The sequence below is a fragment of the Bradyrhizobium sp. BLXBL-03 genome (genome assembly GCF_051853015.1).
Lineage (GTDB): Bacteria > Pseudomonadota > Alphaproteobacteria > Rhizobiales > Xanthobacteraceae > Bradyrhizobium > Bradyrhizobium manausense.
Map to the genome: position 1 here is coordinate 6,517,804 of NZ_CP182470.1, position 16,381 is coordinate 6,534,184.

At 58.8% G+C, this 16,381-nt stretch carries 14 protein-coding genes and 4 pseudogenes; 8 read left to right on the forward strand and 10 right to left on the reverse strand.

Translation table 11 applies throughout. The features are described 5' to 3' along the window. Nucleotides 1–356: 356 nt before the first annotated feature. Nucleotides 357–464 (forward strand): annotated as a pseudogene (locus ACNJX9_RS31155) (NAD-binding protein); the annotation flags it as partial. A gap of 1 nt (nucleotide 465) precedes the next feature. On the opposite strand, the pseudogene ACNJX9_RS31160 reads toward ACNJX9_RS31155, so the two are convergent. The 3 genes and pseudogenes from ACNJX9_RS31160 to ACNJX9_RS31170 form a co-directional block, all read right to left on the reverse strand. After that, a pseudogene (locus tag ACNJX9_RS31160) lies at nucleotides 466–699 on the reverse strand (tyrosine-type recombinase/integrase); the annotation flags it as partial. A 1,071-nt stretch (nucleotides 700–1,770) separates the two neighbouring features. Continuing rightward, nucleotides 1,771–2,015: pseudogene (locus ACNJX9_RS31165) on the reverse strand (hypothetical protein). 363 nt (nucleotides 2,016–2,378) lie between these two features. Next, complete coding sequence (locus ACNJX9_RS31170) at nucleotides 2,379–2,906, reverse strand: hypothetical protein (RefSeq protein ID WP_439405787.1); 528 nt, start codon at nucleotides 2,904–2,906, stop codon at nucleotides 2,379–2,381. A gap of 99 nt (nucleotides 2,907–3,005) precedes the next feature. Here ACNJX9_RS31170 and ACNJX9_RS31175 point away from each other — a divergent pair, with 99 nt between their 5' ends. The 3 genes from ACNJX9_RS31175 to ACNJX9_RS31185 are packed head-to-tail and all read left to right on the forward strand — an operon-like array spanning nucleotide 3,006 to nucleotide 9,431. Then, nucleotides 3,006–4,316, forward strand: coding sequence for an NHLP bacteriocin system secretion protein (locus ACNJX9_RS31175; RefSeq protein WP_271597543.1), 1,311 nt, complete (start codon nucleotides 3,006–3,008; stop codon nucleotides 4,314–4,316). Nucleotides 4,317–4,374: 58 nt separating this feature from the next. After that, nucleotides 4,375–6,531 carry an NHLP family bacteriocin export ABC transporter peptidase/permease/ATPase subunit gene (locus ACNJX9_RS31180; RefSeq protein ID WP_439405789.1) on the forward strand — a complete coding sequence of 719 codons (2,157 nt, stop codon included), beginning with the start codon at nucleotides 4,375–4,377 and terminating at the stop codon, nucleotides 6,529–6,531. Beyond that, the gene (locus ACNJX9_RS31185) at nucleotides 6,528–9,431 is read left to right on the forward strand and encodes an NHLP bacteriocin export ABC transporter permease/ATPase subunit (protein ID WP_439405791.1); all 2,904 of its coding nucleotides are present in this window, start codon (nucleotides 6,528–6,530) and stop codon (nucleotides 9,429–9,431) included. The genes ACNJX9_RS31180 and ACNJX9_RS31185 overlap by 4 nt, the downstream gene beginning before the upstream one ends. Nucleotides 9,432–9,652: 221 nt before the next feature. Here the strand turns inward: ACNJX9_RS31185 and ACNJX9_RS31190 are convergent, their stop codons facing one another. The 5 genes from ACNJX9_RS31190 to ACNJX9_RS31210 form a co-directional block, all read right to left on the reverse strand. After that, nucleotides 9,653–9,865, reverse strand: coding sequence for a hypothetical protein (locus ACNJX9_RS31190; RefSeq protein ID WP_439405792.1), 213 nt, complete (start codon nucleotides 9,863–9,865; stop codon nucleotides 9,653–9,655). A gap of 26 nt (nucleotides 9,866–9,891) precedes the next feature. After that, on the reverse strand, nucleotides 9,892–10,104 hold the full coding sequence (locus ACNJX9_RS31195) for a hypothetical protein (protein ID WP_129146102.1): 213 nt from the start codon (nucleotides 10,102–10,104) through the stop codon (nucleotides 9,892–9,894). A gap of 1,135 nt (nucleotides 10,105–11,239) precedes the next feature. After that, nucleotides 11,240–11,455, reverse strand: coding sequence for a hypothetical protein (locus ACNJX9_RS31200; protein ID WP_271597269.1), 216 nt, complete (start codon nucleotides 11,453–11,455; stop codon nucleotides 11,240–11,242). Nucleotides 11,456–11,746: 291 nt separating this feature from the next. Next, on the reverse strand, nucleotides 11,747–11,959 hold the full coding sequence (locus tag ACNJX9_RS31205; protein WP_439405794.1) for a hypothetical protein: 213 nt from the start codon (nucleotides 11,957–11,959) through the stop codon (nucleotides 11,747–11,749). A gap of 26 nt (nucleotides 11,960–11,985) precedes the next feature. Beyond that, nucleotides 11,986–12,198 carry a hypothetical protein gene (locus tag ACNJX9_RS31210; RefSeq protein WP_129146102.1) on the reverse strand — a complete coding sequence of 71 codons (213 nt, stop codon included), beginning with the start codon at nucleotides 12,196–12,198 and terminating at the stop codon, nucleotides 11,986–11,988. 610 nt (nucleotides 12,199–12,808) lie between these two features. On the opposite strand from ACNJX9_RS31210, the pseudogene ACNJX9_RS31215 reads away from it, so the two are divergent. Beyond that, nucleotides 12,809–12,994, forward strand: a pseudogene (locus ACNJX9_RS31215) (IS701 family transposase); the annotation flags it as partial. A gap of 77 nt (nucleotides 12,995–13,071) precedes the next feature. On the opposite strand, the gene ACNJX9_RS31220 reads toward ACNJX9_RS31215, so the two are convergent. Then, nucleotides 13,072–13,287, reverse strand: a complete 216-nt coding sequence (locus ACNJX9_RS31220; protein WP_271597587.1) for a hypothetical protein — start codon at nucleotides 13,285–13,287, stop codon at nucleotides 13,072–13,074. 945 nt (nucleotides 13,288–14,232) lie between these two features. Here ACNJX9_RS31220 and ACNJX9_RS31225 point away from each other — a divergent pair. The 3 genes from ACNJX9_RS31225 (at nucleotide 14,233) to ACNJX9_RS31235 (ending at nucleotide 15,584) form a co-directional block, all read left to right on the forward strand. After that, nucleotides 14,233–14,535 carry a hypothetical protein gene (locus tag ACNJX9_RS31225; protein ID WP_439405796.1) on the forward strand — a complete coding sequence of 101 codons (303 nt, stop codon included), beginning with the start codon at nucleotides 14,233–14,235 and terminating at the stop codon, nucleotides 14,533–14,535. Nucleotides 14,536–14,761: 226 nt separating this feature from the next. Beyond that, nucleotides 14,762–14,905 (forward strand): hypothetical protein, encoded by a 144-nt coding sequence (locus ACNJX9_RS31230; RefSeq protein ID WP_439405797.1) that lies wholly within the window; start codon nucleotides 14,762–14,764, stop codon nucleotides 14,903–14,905. A gap of 445 nt (nucleotides 14,906–15,350) precedes the next feature. Continuing rightward, nucleotides 15,351–15,584, forward strand: a complete 234-nt coding sequence (locus tag ACNJX9_RS31235) for a DUF6894 family protein (RefSeq protein WP_439405799.1) — start codon at nucleotides 15,351–15,353, stop codon at nucleotides 15,582–15,584. Nucleotides 15,585–15,947: 363 nt separating this feature from the next. Here ACNJX9_RS31235 and ACNJX9_RS31240 read toward each other — a convergent pair whose 3' ends face one another. Then, nucleotides 15,948–16,361, reverse strand: a complete 414-nt coding sequence (locus ACNJX9_RS31240; protein ID WP_439405800.1) for a hypothetical protein — start codon at nucleotides 16,359–16,361, stop codon at nucleotides 15,948–15,950. Nucleotides 16,362–16,381 lie beyond the last annotated feature (20 nt).

Below are 16,381 nucleotides of genomic sequence, written 5' to 3' on the forward strand. Positions count from 1 at the left end.
AACAAGAGCAGCACCCACGCTGGGTGGAGGTGCACGAGGCGCTGGCCGAGGTGCGGGGCCAGGCGCGCGATTTCCTAGAATGCGCGGCAAACCTGGGCCCAATGCCCGATTGGCCCGCCGAGCAACGGTCACTGGCACCTGAGGGGCCGCTGAACGTGTTTTGCGCGCTGCCCGAAACCCTCGACGCGTCTGCCGAGCAGGCCAGGCGTGAGGCCAAAAACAGCGGCGCGCCGACCGCGCAAGTCACGGCTTTTGCCGAGGCGGCCGAGCGTCTGGCGAGGGCGTTAAAGTGGCTGAACTTTGTCTCGCAACACTTATTGTCCAACGCTTTACGGCAGACAGGACGCGGGTCTTTCATGCGGATCGCCATGATCGGAACGGGCTATGTCGGACTGATATCTGGGGCCTGTTTTGCGGATTTCGCTCACGACGTCACCTGCGTTTCGCGTGGTCGGCCGCATATCCGCCTGCCGCAACGGCATCGACCTTCAAGGCTGTGACGTCGCAGCCGCGCAGCTTGCTATCGATAGCGACGTTGAACAGCGCGCCAGATCGCGCATCCGGCCATCGACTTGGAGCTAGGTTCGAATTGCCCAGACGTGCTTCGGACGGAGCGTCGGCTTTTGCGCCGACTATCTTTCCCTTATTCCACGGTATGCGCTTGGCGTGTTTCTCTTTGAAACTTGAGACGTCGATCATAGTGACCTTCCTCAGTTGATGAGGCCGGCATTTTCAGGCGAGAAACCCTCTCGCTCGATGACCGCTTGCAGACAACCGGAGACGTCACCCGGTCCAAGCCGATCATCGGGAGGGAGACCCTTTAGACCATCCAGTCAAGAACGGTCGGCTGTCGTCAGAACGAGCCAGCCGAGCAAGATTGCCGGACGCATTTGCGAGCCAAAGGCGGCATCCGGGCAAGCTCACCGCCTGCTTTCGAAATGTCAAAAGTCCAAGTTAACCATCACAGCAGGACTGCTTGTTAGCGTGCCTTGGGCAAATCAACGTGGCGGATGCTGCTGTTTTCCGATTCGGCGGGCCGGAAATTCAGGGAGTGCGATCGCAATCGCTGCGATCGTGCGATGGGAACTAGCCTTCTCACCCGGAGATCTCGCCATGATGATCGAACGTCGAGCAATGGAGCGGATCCCAATCAACCGGGCCGCGCGGTTGTCATTTGCTGGAATTCGTGCGTCGTGCGCGACATAAACGCCCTGGGGGCCTGCATCTCCACGCCTTACTACGTATTTGCGAATGAATTCGTGCTGTCGTCCGAGGGACATTCCGGAATCTTCATCTGCCGAGTTGTGTGGCGAAAGGTGACACTTTGCGGCGTTTGTTTCCTCCTGCGTCATCGTTGGCCGAAACCGGCGAACGATTCCGGCGAACTCACAAGCGTGGCGCGACATGATTGCTAAATCGTAAGCCGGTAGGGCGTTCAGGTGCTGATCGGCGCCTCTTCTTGCGTGCTGACGAGGCGGTCGTGTGGACTAGCCGCTTCCGCTGTTAGCGCCCGAACGCGAAGTTCGAGCGGGCTCCCAAATCGTCGGCTTATGGGGAGTAGACCGGAAGCGCCTTGCGGGAAGCTAAACCGCCGATTTTGACTCAAGGCGACATCCTAAAGGAATACCCAAATGCGCAGAGTCTTCAGTTGGCTCGTTGATCAACGAGGCTGCAAAGCAGCCGATTCCCAGTAGCTCCAGCGTACTAGATAAACCTCTTGTGACCGGTCAAACACGTTCTGGGCACCGAAACCGGTCATCAGTCACTTCGTCACCGACACGCGTGAAGCATCTGCAACTCCGCAATGCGATTGTCGGCGGGACGAAGCCGCCGACAAAGCTCGCGGTTGACATTCTGCATCACCATCACATACGCGCGGATATCGGCCTTGTAGTACGCGTAAAGCGGCGCTCGACCTGCATTGAGACCAAGAGATCGCAACTCGCGTCTGAGAGACCACCGAAGAACGGTGTGGCAAGCAAAAACGCTTTCAGATCGGGCGAGCTGATAGCCATTGACAAAATATACTCCCGCGACCAGCGGTGGCAAGCCGCCGAGACGTCGACGCTGCTGCCGCAGTCCACAGGACGAGCGCGGTGATCCAACTTCGGGAACTTGTCATGATCCGGATTTGCATCGCAAAGGTCTGTCGGGTCACACCCCTCGCCCAGCGGGCCGATCTAAAGACAGTCAGGGCCTCCATCGCCGGAAGCTTGCCGCCCAGCTTACAAAAAGTGGCACCAAGGTGTTCTCGATGGTGCTCGGCTACTCATTGGTCGACCTGGGCGCGCTTTTCTCCGTTGGGACCTCCAAGTGGTCCTTCGCTCTCATCTCCGCACGTCGAGATCGCCTACCGCGCGGGCGCTTCCTTTCGCCCGTCAAAGACGAGCTCGAATGGAATCCAATATGCCTGTCGTCGTGTCGATGACGGTTACGGCCTGCTCAATCTTGCCTTGCCCCAACGGATATTTGGTACACCGCTCGGAGATCTGAACTAATCGTTTTCTTTCGCCGGACAGGATCGTGCTGCTCTTGTCGACGGCAAACTTGACAATGTCCCGCATCGGATTCTTGTCACCGAAGTCGGTCAGATCTTTCTCCATGGTGATCAGATATTCGTAGCTTGCGAGTTCGTCGGAGATTTGCAGAAGTTCCCGGACAGTCGAGTTGACACACTCGGCGTCGCCGCCGGAAACATCAGGGCGCTTTGCGGTTGCAACAAGGTCGTTCATGAGGTTGGCAAAGAGTGGCTTAAGGCTCTCCGCCTGCCGGAAATCGCTCTCGGACAGGACGCCCGCACCGCACACACCGGGTGAGACCAAGGCAAGCCCCAAGCCGGCGGCCAGCATCTTTCGGTGCGCTCGCGCTGGGAACGAAAACAACATGGTGCCCATCAGCCCGTGCATTTCAGCTGCTCTCCCTGCTCGCCCCTTATTGTTGGACGGTCGATCTTGTGCAAAGATCAGCTACGTCGACTTCAGTTCACACTTGCTTTGCGTGCAGACATGTCGGCGTCTGAACCGCTCCCAAAGCCGGAGCATAAGAGCATCACCGACCGGCCGCAACGGGCGTTTCGCGCCGCGGCCCTTGACCGGGCTGCGTCTCCCGAGCAGCTCGATCATCTCGTTGTTATTACCAAGCCCGCTGACTGGATTCTGACCCTCGTGCTCTGCATTGCGCTCGTGGCGGCCGTGCTGTGGGGCATCTTCGGGCGCGTGCCCACTCGCGTCTCAGGCGAGGGTATCCTGATTGGCAGTGGCGGTAAGGTCGTCGACGCTGTATCCGCCGCAGCCGGACGGCTGCAGTCGGTCGCAGTTACGGTCGGCGATCACGTCAAGAAGGACCAACCCATCGCTCAGATCGTTCAGACCGAGATCCAGCAAAAGCACGACGCAGCTACCGAGGTCTTTCATGAACGCGAGCGGGAACACGCCGACCGGGTATCGAAAGCTGCAAGCGAGCTCGCCGCCAAGAGCCAAAACTTTGCAAAGCTTGAAATCGCCCTGCAACAGGTGATCAAGGCAACGAGCCAACGTATCGAGTATCTGACCGTCGACGTCAAAAATCTGGAGGATCTGCTGGCTAAGGGATACACGACGCGGCGCAATCTGGAAGAGCGACGTCAGGAGCTGACCGATGCGCAACAGCGCCGTACTGACGCCCAGAACGAGATCTTAAAGCTGCGGTCGCAGAAGACGGATCTGGAAACGGAGCGCGGGCGCGAAATTCAGCAGTCCGAGTTTGCGCTCAACGAGGCCCGGCGGCAAATGAATGCCGCCGCCGAACAGCTGAGCCAGAACACCCAAGTTATCAGCCCGATGGACGGGCGGGTTTTGGAAGTGAAGATTTCGTCCGGTTCGGTGCTAGCCGTCGGTACGCCGGTTATTGCGATCGAAAGCGAAGGCACCAAGCTCCAAGCCGTCGTCTATGTTTCTGCCGAACGGGGCAAACAGATTAAGCCTGGCATGCAGGTGCAACTGGAGCCGAGCACGGTGAAGCGCGAGGAATTTGGCATGATGCTAGGCCAGGTGGTCAGCATCTCTGATTTCCCGATGACGCCGCAAGGCATGGGTGCGCTGCTGCATAACGAAAGCCTGGTTTCACGCTTCTCGCGCGACGGTGCGCCTTACGCCGCGATGGTTGCACTCGATGAAGATACCTCCACTGCAACCGGATATAGATGGGCCGTTGGCGAGGGGCCGAACATCCGTCTCACCAGCGGAACGTTGGCGCGGGCCGAGATCACAACACGCCGGCGGCGCCCGATCGATCTGGTGATACCCCTGCTCAAGCACCTCACGGGAATTGATGGATAAGCCCTCTCCAAACCAGCCACCCAGCGAGCGTGGCCGACCAAAATCCTACGTCAGCCGCATGGCGAGCTGGTTGCCGCAGCAACGCATCCGGCGGACACCCATCCTACTGCAGATGGAAGCCGTCGAATGCGGAGCGGCAGCCCTTGGCATTATCCTCGGCTATTACGGTGCGTGGATCCCGTTGGAGCAGCTTCGTATCGCATGCGGCGTATCGCGCGACGGCAGCAAGGCGAGCAACATCATCAGGGCGGCGCGCCGATACGGGCTGACGGCGAAGGGCTACAGCGTCGAACCACCGGCGCTCGCCGGGATTCCAACCCCGTGCATCATTCACTGGAATTTCAACCATTTCGTAGTCCTGGAAGGAATTGACAAGAAGCACGCCTATATAAACGACCCCGCGAGCGGACGTCGGCGGATCGATCTTGTCGAGCTTGACCTCGCCTTCACCGGCGTCGTTCTGGTGTTTGAACGGGGCGAAAGCTTCGAGAAAGTTGGCAGCAAACCGAAGGGAATAAGCCTGCTCATACGGGAGCTGCGCCACTCAAAGCAGGCGGTGGCCCTGCTAGTTGTGGTCAGCATCGCCGCGGTCCTGCCCAATATTGTTGCCGCGGGGTTCTCAAAAATCTTTGTCGATGAAATTTTGATTCAGCAAACGCGCAACTGGCTTGTGCCGCTCCTGATCGGCATGGCGCTGACGGCGACCCTCCGGGCCGTCCTGACGATCATACGTCAATCGCTGCTATTGCGGCTGCAGACCAAGCTCGCCGTCGTGATGACCAGCCGTTTTCTGTGGCGCCTCATGATGCTGCCGCTGGAATTCTTCACCCAACGCCACGCAGGCGATATTGCGGGTCGTATTGCAGCCAACGAACAGATCGCCCGTCTGCTTTCAAGCGGCATTGCAGCTAATGCGCTCAGCCTGATGTCGGTGGTCTTGTTCGCCGCAGCCATGGCCGTCTACGACGCCAGCCTGACCACTCTTTGCGTCGCAATCTCTTTGATAAATGTTCTTCTCCTGCGCCTTGTCGCTTCACGCCGCCAGGAACTGAGCTATCGGCTGGCGCTCGATCAGGGAAAGCTGCTCGGGGCAACCGTGAGCATGGTGCGAACTATCGAAACCATCAAAGCAAGTGGGTTGGAAGACGACGCCTTCGGCCGGTGGGCCGGTCTTCAGGCTAAGAACCTCAACGCCGAACAGAAGATCGGCGCCTCCGCCATCATATTGGACATGGTCCCGACCTTGCTCACGGGTCTCATGATCGCAGCGATTCTTGGTGTCGGAGGCTTGCGGGTCATTCAGGGCTCCCTGACACTGGGAAGCCTCGTGGCCTTCCAATCCCTAGCCTTGAGTTTCTCCGAGCCTTTCGTCAACCTCGTGAACTATTTCGGTGGATTGCAAACCATCAAGGGAGCACTCGAACGGCTCGAGGATGTCTACCGATACCCGCTAGCGCCGCAACCACCGACACATGCGAGTGCCTTGCCGCCGAAGCTTACCGGCCGGCTCGAACTTCACAATATCAGCTTCGGCTATTCGGTGCTCGAACCGCCCCTTTTGGCCGATCTTTCGCTGGTGATCCCTGCCGGTTCACGCGTGGCACTTGTTGGCATGTCGGGCAGCGGAAAATCAACCCTCGGCAAACTGATCTGCGGACTGTACAAACCCTGGTCCGGCGAGATTCATTTTGATGGATGTAGGCTGACGGATATCCCTGCGGACATTTTTGCGAACTCCGTCGCCTATGTCGACCAGGACGTCTTTCTGTTCGAGGGAACGGCACGAGACAATTTGACGCTCTGGGATCCAACAACCGATGAGCGTCACCTCCTGACGGCGGCCAAGGACGCGCTGATTCATCAAGACCTTGCGACGAGACCAGGCAATTATGACTGCCACGTAAACGAGGGCGGCACGAACTTCAGCGGGGGTCAGCGTCAGCGCATCGAAATCGCCCGAGCTCTGGTTTGCAATCCCTCGATCCTTGTCTTGGATGAAGCGACGGCTGCACTTGATCCGGTTACGGAAAAATCCATCGACGACAACCTGCGGCGCCGCGGCTGCACCTGCATCATCATCGCCCACCGCCTGAGCACGATACGCGATTGCGACGAAATCGTCGTGCTTGAACGCGGTCGCATCGTTGAGCGCGGCACGCATGAGGAGCTTCTTGCGCTTCAGGCCTCCTATGCCAAACTGGTGGCGCGCGAATGACGGATCGATTTGTCAGAGACAATTTCGTTGGGCAACAACCCGAGGCGCCGATCGGTCTTCCGCACCGGACTTCGCTCGATGCGCGTCGCCCAATGCTTCTCAGCGACCACCAACATGTTCTTCAAGTGGCAGCCGGTCACGTCGATTTGTTTGCAGTTCGGCCGACAGGCACGCGCCAGCATTTGTTTCGTGTCGAAAACGGCGGATGCATTCTGGACTTGCACAATGCCTGCGAAACCTCGGGCAGCCGACTGCAAATCATCGCTGTCGGCCCGCCTGGGAATGCGCTTTTGGAGGTGCCGCGCAGCGCAGCGTCATTTGGCTCTGTGTCTAGCTGGATCGCCCAATTGGCGGTGTTCATGGTCCGCTCGGCGGCAAACGAAGCCATCTCCGAGTTGGTGAGCGGCGAGGCGATTGAGCTGCCGCCAGGCGAGCGACGTCGTGGTCCGATGCGGGACCTCGTGTGGGCACACCTCGACACCGGGACTGCAAACGTCATGGACCTCGGCTCGAGCTTCGCTCCCGGGCAGCCTCCCTTCCCTTTGACCGCTGGGATGTGGGTGGAAGCTGGCCAGCATGGGTGCAAATTGCGTCTCGACCCGAACCCGCCAGATACCCTGGTTCTCTGGCCCGCCATTGACCGATTCCAGATTGCATTCATTTCCCATCTTGAGCGCAGCCTGGCAGAGGGCCTCATTCGAGAGCGGGAACGCCTGCTCCGCCGCGACGAACTCACTGTGTCGCAAACGCTCGACTCGTTTGAGCGGCTCGCCGATGTCGTGGTCAAGAAAGCCGATCGCGCGCAATCCGAATGGGATCCGGCAGACCCGCTGCTTTGCAGTTGCCGGGTTGTCGGAGAAGAACTGGGAATACCGGTTGCACTTTCGCAGCGCGCTCAACCCACAAGACAAGCCTTCAGCGACATTCTGGAGATCGCTCGCACAGCCCAGTTGCGGACCCGCCGTGTGCTTCTGCGCGATGCCTGGTGGACGACCGATGCTGGACCGCTCCTCGGTTGGCACGGAGCCGAACGCACTCCAGTGGCTCTGGTGCGCAAGCGTGCGAACACTTACACGATGTTCGACCCAAAGAGTGGAAGTCGCCGCTTGGTCGATCGCTCCGTTGCGGGTGAGCTCAAGCCGGAGGCCATCACTTTCTATCCGGCGTTGCCGTCCCACCCGCTCCAATATCGCGATTTGCTTGCCTTTGCGATGCGAGGCGTTTCCGACATCATAGCGCGCATCGCGTTGGCTGTTATGGTAATCGGCCTGCTCTCGCTGATGCCGCCACTGATCACCAATGTCTTGGTGAATTCGGTTATCCCGCGAACCGAGATCGACCAACTCGTTGTTTGTGCGCTTGCGCTGACGGTCACCGCTGTGGCGATCGCAAGCCTACAGGTCATGCAAGGACGGGTCACGTTAAGGCTCGAAGGTCTGCTCGACTACAAGCTTCAGGCCGCGCTGATCGACCGATTGCTTCGCCTACCAACCTCCCTGTTTCGCGAATATACCAGCGGCGATTTGGTCGATCGCGCCATGGGCATCGACGCCACGCGCCGGATCTTCACCGGACGTGTGCTGGGCGGCTTTACGGCCTCGTTCTTTTGTTTCTTCAGCATTGGGCTGATGCTTTACTATGACCTCCGACTGGGAAGCATTGCACTGCTGCTCACTATGGTTAGAGCGGCGGCAATTCTAGCCGCGAGCGCCTTGCGACTCTACTACGAAACCAAGCAGTTCAACCTGCAAGGCAAGGCCAGCGGCTTTGTACTGCAATTGATTGCGGGAGTGGGCAAGCTTCGCGTGGCCGGCGCAACGGTGCGCGCGTTAGCGCGCTGGTCGCAACAATTTGCCGTACAGAGGCGGTATTTCATCGCCTCGCAGCAAGCGGCCAACGCGCTGAGCACCTTTGACACCGCTTTTCCGATGCTGGCGACGTTGACCATCTTTGCGCTTGCTTCCTACACAAAGAGTCATATCCTACTCGACCTCGGCGCATTTCTCGGCTTTCTGGCAGCCTTCGGACAGACAACGGCCGCGATCGGCAGTTGGGCCTCGAGCGTCAGCGAGTCCCTAGTGGCCATTCCTCACCTCAGCCGCCTGAAGCCCGTGATTTCCACTCCTGCCGAGATCTCCGAAGAACGCCGATCGCCCGGAGAACTCACCGGAGAGATTGAACTTTCCGGCATAGTCTTCCGCTATATGAAGGGCGGGCCGAAGGTTCTGGATGACGTCAGCCTAAGCATTGCGCCGGGTGACTACGTCGCGATCGTCGGTCCCTCAGGCAGCGGGAAATCGTCGCTCTTTCGTTTGCTGCTCGGTTTTGAGCGAGCGGAAGCTGGCACGGTGTTTTACGATGGCAAGGCCCTCAACACGCTCGACATCAGCGCCGTGCGCCGGCAGCTTGGCGTAGTGCTGCAAGATACCAAGCTCGCAACCGGAAGCCTTTACGACAACATTTGCGGCGGCGTTGATCTGCCGCTGGAGAAGGCCTGGGAGGCCGCCCGACTGGCGGCGCTGGATGCCGACATTGCGCAGATGCCGATGGGCATGCATACGCTGGTTGCTGAAGGCGTGACTACGCTATCAGGCGGTCAGCAGCAGCGACTATTGATCGCCCGCGCTCTTGCGCGCTCACCACGGGTTCTTCTGTTTGATGAGGCAACCAGCGCACTCGACAACCAAACCCAAAGCATCGTCGGCACCTCGCTGGAACGCTTGAGCATTACGAGGATTGTGATTGCGCATCGCCTCAGCACCGTGCGCAATGCGGATCGTATTGTCATGCTGTCGCGCGGCAAGGTGGTGCAAGCGGGAAGCTACGCGGAGCTCATGAACGAGCCTGGGCCGTTTGCGGATTTTGCCAAGCGGCAGTTGCTCGAATCGGCTCAACGCTAGTCTAACGGCGACGGAGACGATAATCCGGACGCATCGCTAGGCCGGGTCATTGCCCGTGGATCTCTCGGCAGGTGGACACGAGTACGCTCGTTGGGCATCGACACCGTGTCGCGGCCTCTTTCCGCATTGCGCGAGCATGCTTGTGTCCATGAGAGTTCTCGATTGAAAAGAGTCCCCGCACACCCCCGGAAGCAACCATGGAGTGTGCGGGTATTGGTAACTTAGCCGATCGAACTGGTGTTCGACTGCGCGAGCAGCTGCGTGGCGGCAGCGGCACCACCGGCGCCGAAGACGCTGGAGCCGCCCTGAGCCACACCAACCTGCGTCGCAGAGTTCGCCTGCGCGACGATGTTGTTGGACAGATTGCTCAGGTCGAAGAACCCGCCAGACACGGCGTCGAGTTCCATGTCGATCAGTTCACACGCTTCAATCATGACTTCCCTCCTCTGGTATCTGTGACTTAGCCGATCGAACTGGTGTTCGACTGCGCGAGCAGCTGCGTGACGGCAGCGGCACCACCGGCACCGAAGACGCTGGAGCCGCCCTGAGCCACACCAACCTGCGTGGCCGTGTTCGCCTGCGCGACGATGTTGTTGGACAGATTGCTCAGGTCGAAGAACCCTCCAGACACGGCGTCGAGTTCCATATCGATCAGTTCACACGCTTCAATCATGACTTCCCTCTTGTTGCTGTGATCGACGTCTGGCTCAAAGCAAACCAGCGCCTCACTGCCCGTGTTCTTACCGGAGGGTTGTTTTTCTATCTGTGAGAAGAATCACGCACGACTTCGCAGTCTGCCTTGGCTTGAGATGCTTCTTGTTGTTGTCCGACCATGGAGCTGCGGAAATGGACTACTCGGTCATCCCTGCTCTGACTACCCGTTGGACTTAGCTTGTTAGTCCGCAACTGCTTCGGTTCGCGATGGGCTTCGTAACCCGGCACCACGCGCCCCGGAGTTATGCGAAGGAAGGGTCGCGTGACGTTTGATTGCTGAAGCTGCACTCCTCCGACCCGTCTGTGAGCGGTAGCCGGCTATCACGCAGCTTTGAATGGCACGTTGGGCTGCTCCACGAATCGCCTGGTGCAACGTCGCGCCCAGCGAGCGCCGGCAGCCGCGGCGAGAAATAACACCACTGATAGGCCGCCCCCGCACCGGCTCTTTAGACGACACACCACCGAAGTTGGCGAGCGAATTTGCTTCGAGCGTCGCAGTGCCATGGTGCGACCATCCGAACCAGCCTCGACACTGGCCGCAGGCCTTCATAGGTCTGAGCGACTCACCCCGATCGTGAGACTGACGCACTCGAGAAGCGACCCGCAGCTAAATCGGGATGCCTAAAGACGGACAGCACCAAACTCCCGAGGTTGGCAATCCTGATTGCGTTAACACGTGCTCACCCTCAACGTTCAGGGCGGTGCATCGGCAATCGCGTCGAGCGCTGCACGCGGCAGAAAGAGTCTTCTTTCAGAGCTCGGAGAGAATTCTCACACGGGCGGTCGCCGGCCATCATCTGGCCATTCGCGACGCGGAAGCCTAAAGCGATGAGTAAGCAGCTTCCTGCTAAATCGAGCCACTCATGTCCTACCAGCAGCGATCAACTAGATAAGTACAGCGCATTCATGTTCTTTCCGCCGCCGTTGCAGCGCGACTCCGCGGGCTCTATGCCGCGCCTCCAGGCCAAGCGTAGTCAGGCTTGGATTCCCAAGCACCCTACCAGCCAAGTACTCACCCGAGTGGCCTTGGGTTGTGAAAACTGTCGTCCTCGGCCCCGTTTCTTCCGCAGGATGGCTATGAATCGCCCGTTTGGTCATGTGCGCCACTCGCGTTCAGCACTGGCGGCCGATCGCGTGATCGTTTTGGCCGCACCATCATGCGAAGCTTTCTCGGCCCGTCGCTCGTAGTCGTCGGCGAGAGCCTTGAGCTGGGCGGCAATCGTACGGTCGGTCATGGTTTTGACAGCGTGGAGCAAGCTCTGTGCTATTTGTCGGTATTCCCTGCCTCGTTGTGAAATCTGGGAAGCCATCAAGCCCTCGCTCGGATCTCTGGCGGCTGGTCTAAAGTGAGAAGCCAGTATAGCCAGTTTCCATCACTCGCCTGGCGAACTCTGTAGCGATTGACGCACTTCTTGGAGCATAAAGGGATGCGCCACGAATAGTGCCGGACGAGTCCAAACTTGCGATCACAAACCGCGCATCGTGTGGTTCTGCCAGATCCACCGCTCTCGTTATCAGGGCTGCTTGTGTCCATGAGAGTTCTCGATTGAAATGAGTACCCGCACACCCCCGGGAGCAAGGAGTGTGCGGGTATTGGTGACTTAGCCGATCGAACTGGTATTCCCCTGCGCGAGCAGCTGGGTGACGGCAGCGGCACCACCGGCGCCGAAGACGCTGGAGCCGCCCTGAGCCACACCAACCTGCGTCGCAGTATTCGCCTGCGCGACGATGTTGTTGGACAGATTGCTCAGGTCGAAGAACCCGCCAGACACGGCGTCGAGTTCCATGTCGATCAGTTCACACGCTTCAATCATGACTTCCCTCCTCTGGTATCTGTGACTTAGCCGATCGAACTGGTGTTCGACTGCGCGAGCAGCTGCGTGACGGCAGCGGCACCACCGGCACCGAAGACGCTGGAGCCGCCCTGAGCCACACCAACCTGCGTGGCCGTGTTCGCCTGCGCGACGATGTTGTTGGACAGATTGCTCAGGTCGAAGAACCCTCCAGACACGGCGTCGAGTTCCATATCGATCAGTTCACACGCTTCAATCATGACTTCCCTCTTGTTGCTGTGATCGACGTCTGGCTCAAAGCAAACCAGCGCCTCACTGCCCGTGTTCTTACCGGAGGGTTGTTTTTCTATCTGTGAGAAGAATCACGCACGACTTAGTACGCAGTCTGCCTTGGCTGCGATATCACCCGCGGAATTTGCGAGGCCGGCGACCGCAAGCTTGGCGGAGCGCATTGCAACCCGATGACATCACTAGATCGTGTGGAAGACGCTTCAACGACATTGCTGGCTGGGTAGACGAATGGGCACTTTCGCAGGGATGACGGCTAGGCGCCATTCCTGATGTCGAGTTCTCCGATCGAACCGGCGTCGTGGCCACCGCCGCAGTACTTGCTCGGTTGTGACTGCCGGCGCGGGACATCGACCTATAGAGATCGTTATCCTCTCAGACTGACGTGGACAATTTCTGCGAACCTATCGGACAGGACGAGTCATGTCGTATCGTACATAGCTATCGACGTCGTCAGCTTCAGCGGTCAGGCAATCTGACTTGATACGAACCTGCCCGCAGTGACTGATTGTACGTCCGGCCGTACGGTTGCCAGCACTCATTTGGTTGGCGTTCGCAAAGGATTTCCGAACCGATTTATCAATGGTTCATGGGTGGTCGGCTCTTGGAGGGCTGACCATGGCGGCGTGGAGAGACAAGCTCGAATGCTGGCTAAAGCCATATCCCGGATCAGCAGGTCATAAGACCTGGCGGGGGATGTGTCGAATTAAGTTGCGGGATTGACCGGCCCTGGTGGCTAAGGGCGTTCAGCCGATGGCGGAACACCTTGCAGCGGGCACTGGACGGAGATTAAGTTGTACCCGCACACTCCCGGGCGCAGCCGGGAGTGTGCGGGCATGCAAGACCTAGCCGATCGAGCTGACGTTCGCCTGAGCGAGCAGCTGTGTGAGGTTTGCGTTGCCGCCATTGCCGAAGACGCTGAAGCCGCCGACGGCAACACCAACCTGCGTAGCAATCTGCGGCTGTACGACGATATTGCCGGACAAGTTGCTCACGTCGAATAGCCCTCCGCCAGATACGGTTTCGAGTTCCATATCGACCAGTTCACGCACTTCATTCATGTATCCCTCCTCAGGGTTGCGGGTGAACAACATCCAGCTCAAAGCAAGCCAGTGCCTCACTATGCGTGTTGATACTGAAGGATGGTTTTTCTATCTGTGACAAAAATCACGCGCCCCCCTGGCAGTCAGCTTTGGCTACGATATGGCCCGTCGGATCCACGCTGTTTGCTCCCACGGCGCTTCCGATTCATGTGGCCTGGACTCTCGCATGTCTCAAACGACTCTAGCTGTCTCAGGCACGACGCGTAAGGATCTAGCGCGGAGCCAACGCCCATCTTGCGCAACGAGCTGATCGAGCGCAGTGAGACGGCCGCGAGCTCGCCATAGGGCGAAGCGTTCCACGACATTCCGAGTTCGGTGGGGGCATGGGAAAAAACCAGCCTGGCCTCGCGATTTCTGTTCGGCCGGACGTTGGCCTAGCCGCCACACCTGATTGCGAGGTCTTGGATCTAAATCGGCGTTGCAGCCACGGTCGACAACAAATATTGACCGAGCCTTGAGGTGAGACAGGAGCTTCCCGACAATTCTTGGGCGCTATTGCGAACCGGATTGGCAACTACCGCATGAAACTTGTGCGTTAATCCACCCTATGGCGCGTCCCATTGATTGAACTCTGTTCCGGGTGATGCGCGCTCACTGCTGATCTACGCCGAGAATCGAGCTTTCGATCATCTGGACAGCGGCACTACTGGCCGCGGCAAGCGCGAACGTGAACTCCGCACGCAGGCCCCCAGCGAACGAAGCGGTTGCAGAAGCGGTCGCAGCCTTGGGCGGTGACGCGACCGGAATAGACACGAACTGGCGCCTCGCAGAATGAGAAACAGGTACGCTCGTTGGGCATCGACACCGGGTCGATACTGTTCGAGCGCCTTGAGTCACGGCGACCGTATCCATGAGAATTCTCGATTGAATTCGTAACCGAACACCCTCGGGAGCGGGCAAGCAGTGTTCGGGATCCGCCATTTAGTGGACAGCGCTGAAGTTCAGCTGACCGAGCTGCTGTATGACACTGGCGTTATTGCCGATAGCCACGCCAATCTGCACGGCAATGTTTTGCTCTATGACGATATTGCCGAATTGGCCGATATTGCCGACGTTACCGAAGCTGAAGAGGCCGTGATGTCCATGATGATGCCCGTGATGCCCACCACACACGGTGTCGAGTTCTGTATCGATCAGTTCGCGCATTCCACTCATGTTCGCTCCTCAGGGTTTGCAATGAACAACATGTGGCTCGAACCATACTGAGGGTTGACTTTTCGATCTGTGACGGAAATCACGCGGCCGCCGCGGCAACGCACCCCATGGCCATCGCGAAGGTAGCCAAGCAAATGGCCGCTGCGTGTCTCAGGGGAGGCAGAGAGGCAATTCTCTCGATGTGAGCGGCGTCACGGAAGAAGCGGGTCGATCTCTTCATCCTCCGGTTCACGGGCTGTATGATTGGACCCCAAACGAGAGGCAACGAGGAACACCGATGAACCTGAACCGCTTTTTTAGTCTTATCATCTTCGCGATCGGAGCGCTGTGCTTTGTGACGTTTATGACCACCCTGAAGCCACCGCTTTATCACTCAGAGTTGGCGGCGGGTTCTATCTATGGCCGCGGGGTAACGACCTAGACTAGCCGATCAATATAGAAATGCTCGTACGGCCCTCTGTGGGTCAATGGCGGGGCAATGCGGTCCCGCCACCATTCTAGCCAAACCTCCCAGCCTTTTCCTTGCATCGCGTTTGCAAGCACTGCAACATGATGCCGCGCTCTGTTGCAATCTCTGCCGGCATGCGCCCGCTTCCAGCGGCGCCAGCCGAGCCAAACCCGACGTACGATCGACAGCTGCCGCGGAGGTTTCGGCTGCTGACAGAACAGGCACGGCTGACAACAGCCATTGGCCTAACGCAGACGTCGGATCCATACCTTGCATATGTGGCGTGCCCGACCACGGCCCCGCGGGGCCACCAAACCGCGCAATGTGCGGGTGATCACGGACACTCTGCTCTGCGGCCTAGTACGACTCCGACATGCAGGGTCGGGCTTGCTGACCCGAATATTGCAAGGAGGCGTACTTGACCCAGGTCTATTTCCATTGCTCGAACACAAAGGGGATACTGATGGATCGTCGCGGTACGTTCGTATCCGACCTAATCGAAGCGTGTGAGGAGGCCACCCGCAGGGTGCGCTCTCTGGTCGCAGCTGCCAACCTGGAAGATTGGCGTCAGTGGGCTCTGCACGTCAGCGATGAGGCCGGCGACGAGATATTCGTTCTGCCGTTCGCATTCGTGCTCGGCAATCCGCACTGAGAGAGTGCTATGCTGCCAGAGCTACAATCATTGATACTTCTTTGTCAGGTGGTGAACGCGGTCACGGCAGCAATCGTCCGGCGTGCCTTCGTCGGAGCGATATTCGCCGAGAGGCACTTCCGTCACAGCGCAGAGACGATCTCTAGAACAGCCTGCGGCTCCAACGGCACATTTGGGAAAGACCACGTAAAGCTCTTGCCTCCCGGAACCGTGCACTCCTCTCCAATGGAGTTTGCGGATGCGGCGGAGCGGCCAAGCCAGTCGCGGCCGCAGCAGCGTGTGTTGGCGCGGTCGCCGGTATTATAGTCGTCGCAGACAGTCGCGCGGCGAGCAAGCAGCGCTTAGGACAGGAATCGTTGCGCTCTAAAGTCGCGCGCGATCAGCCGCCTCGATCTCAACCGCTTTGCCGATCAGAAGATTGATCGGAACGTCTTGTCCCCTGCCGCAGGTCAGCTGCCCCGAACCTGATGATCCGGATGCGACGATGCGGCATCGATCCTCTTCCATGATCAATACGCCTTCCAGCCGCCCGGAGGACACTTTCAGCTGCAAACGAGCCTGCTTTTGCTCTACGCCATTGACGCTGCATAGGCCGACGTGGCGCAGCGTGACCGTCCCTGAATATTCAGTACCTGGACTCGTAACCGTTTTCGCGAGATTACCCGTTATTTCCCATTCGTGCAGATAGCCGATTTGCCCGCTGGCAGAGTAGGACTGCCCCCGGGCGGCAGGGGCTGCAGCAAACAACACCAGTATTGCTCCGACGATCGCGCGCATCGTTTCCGTCCGCGGCATGA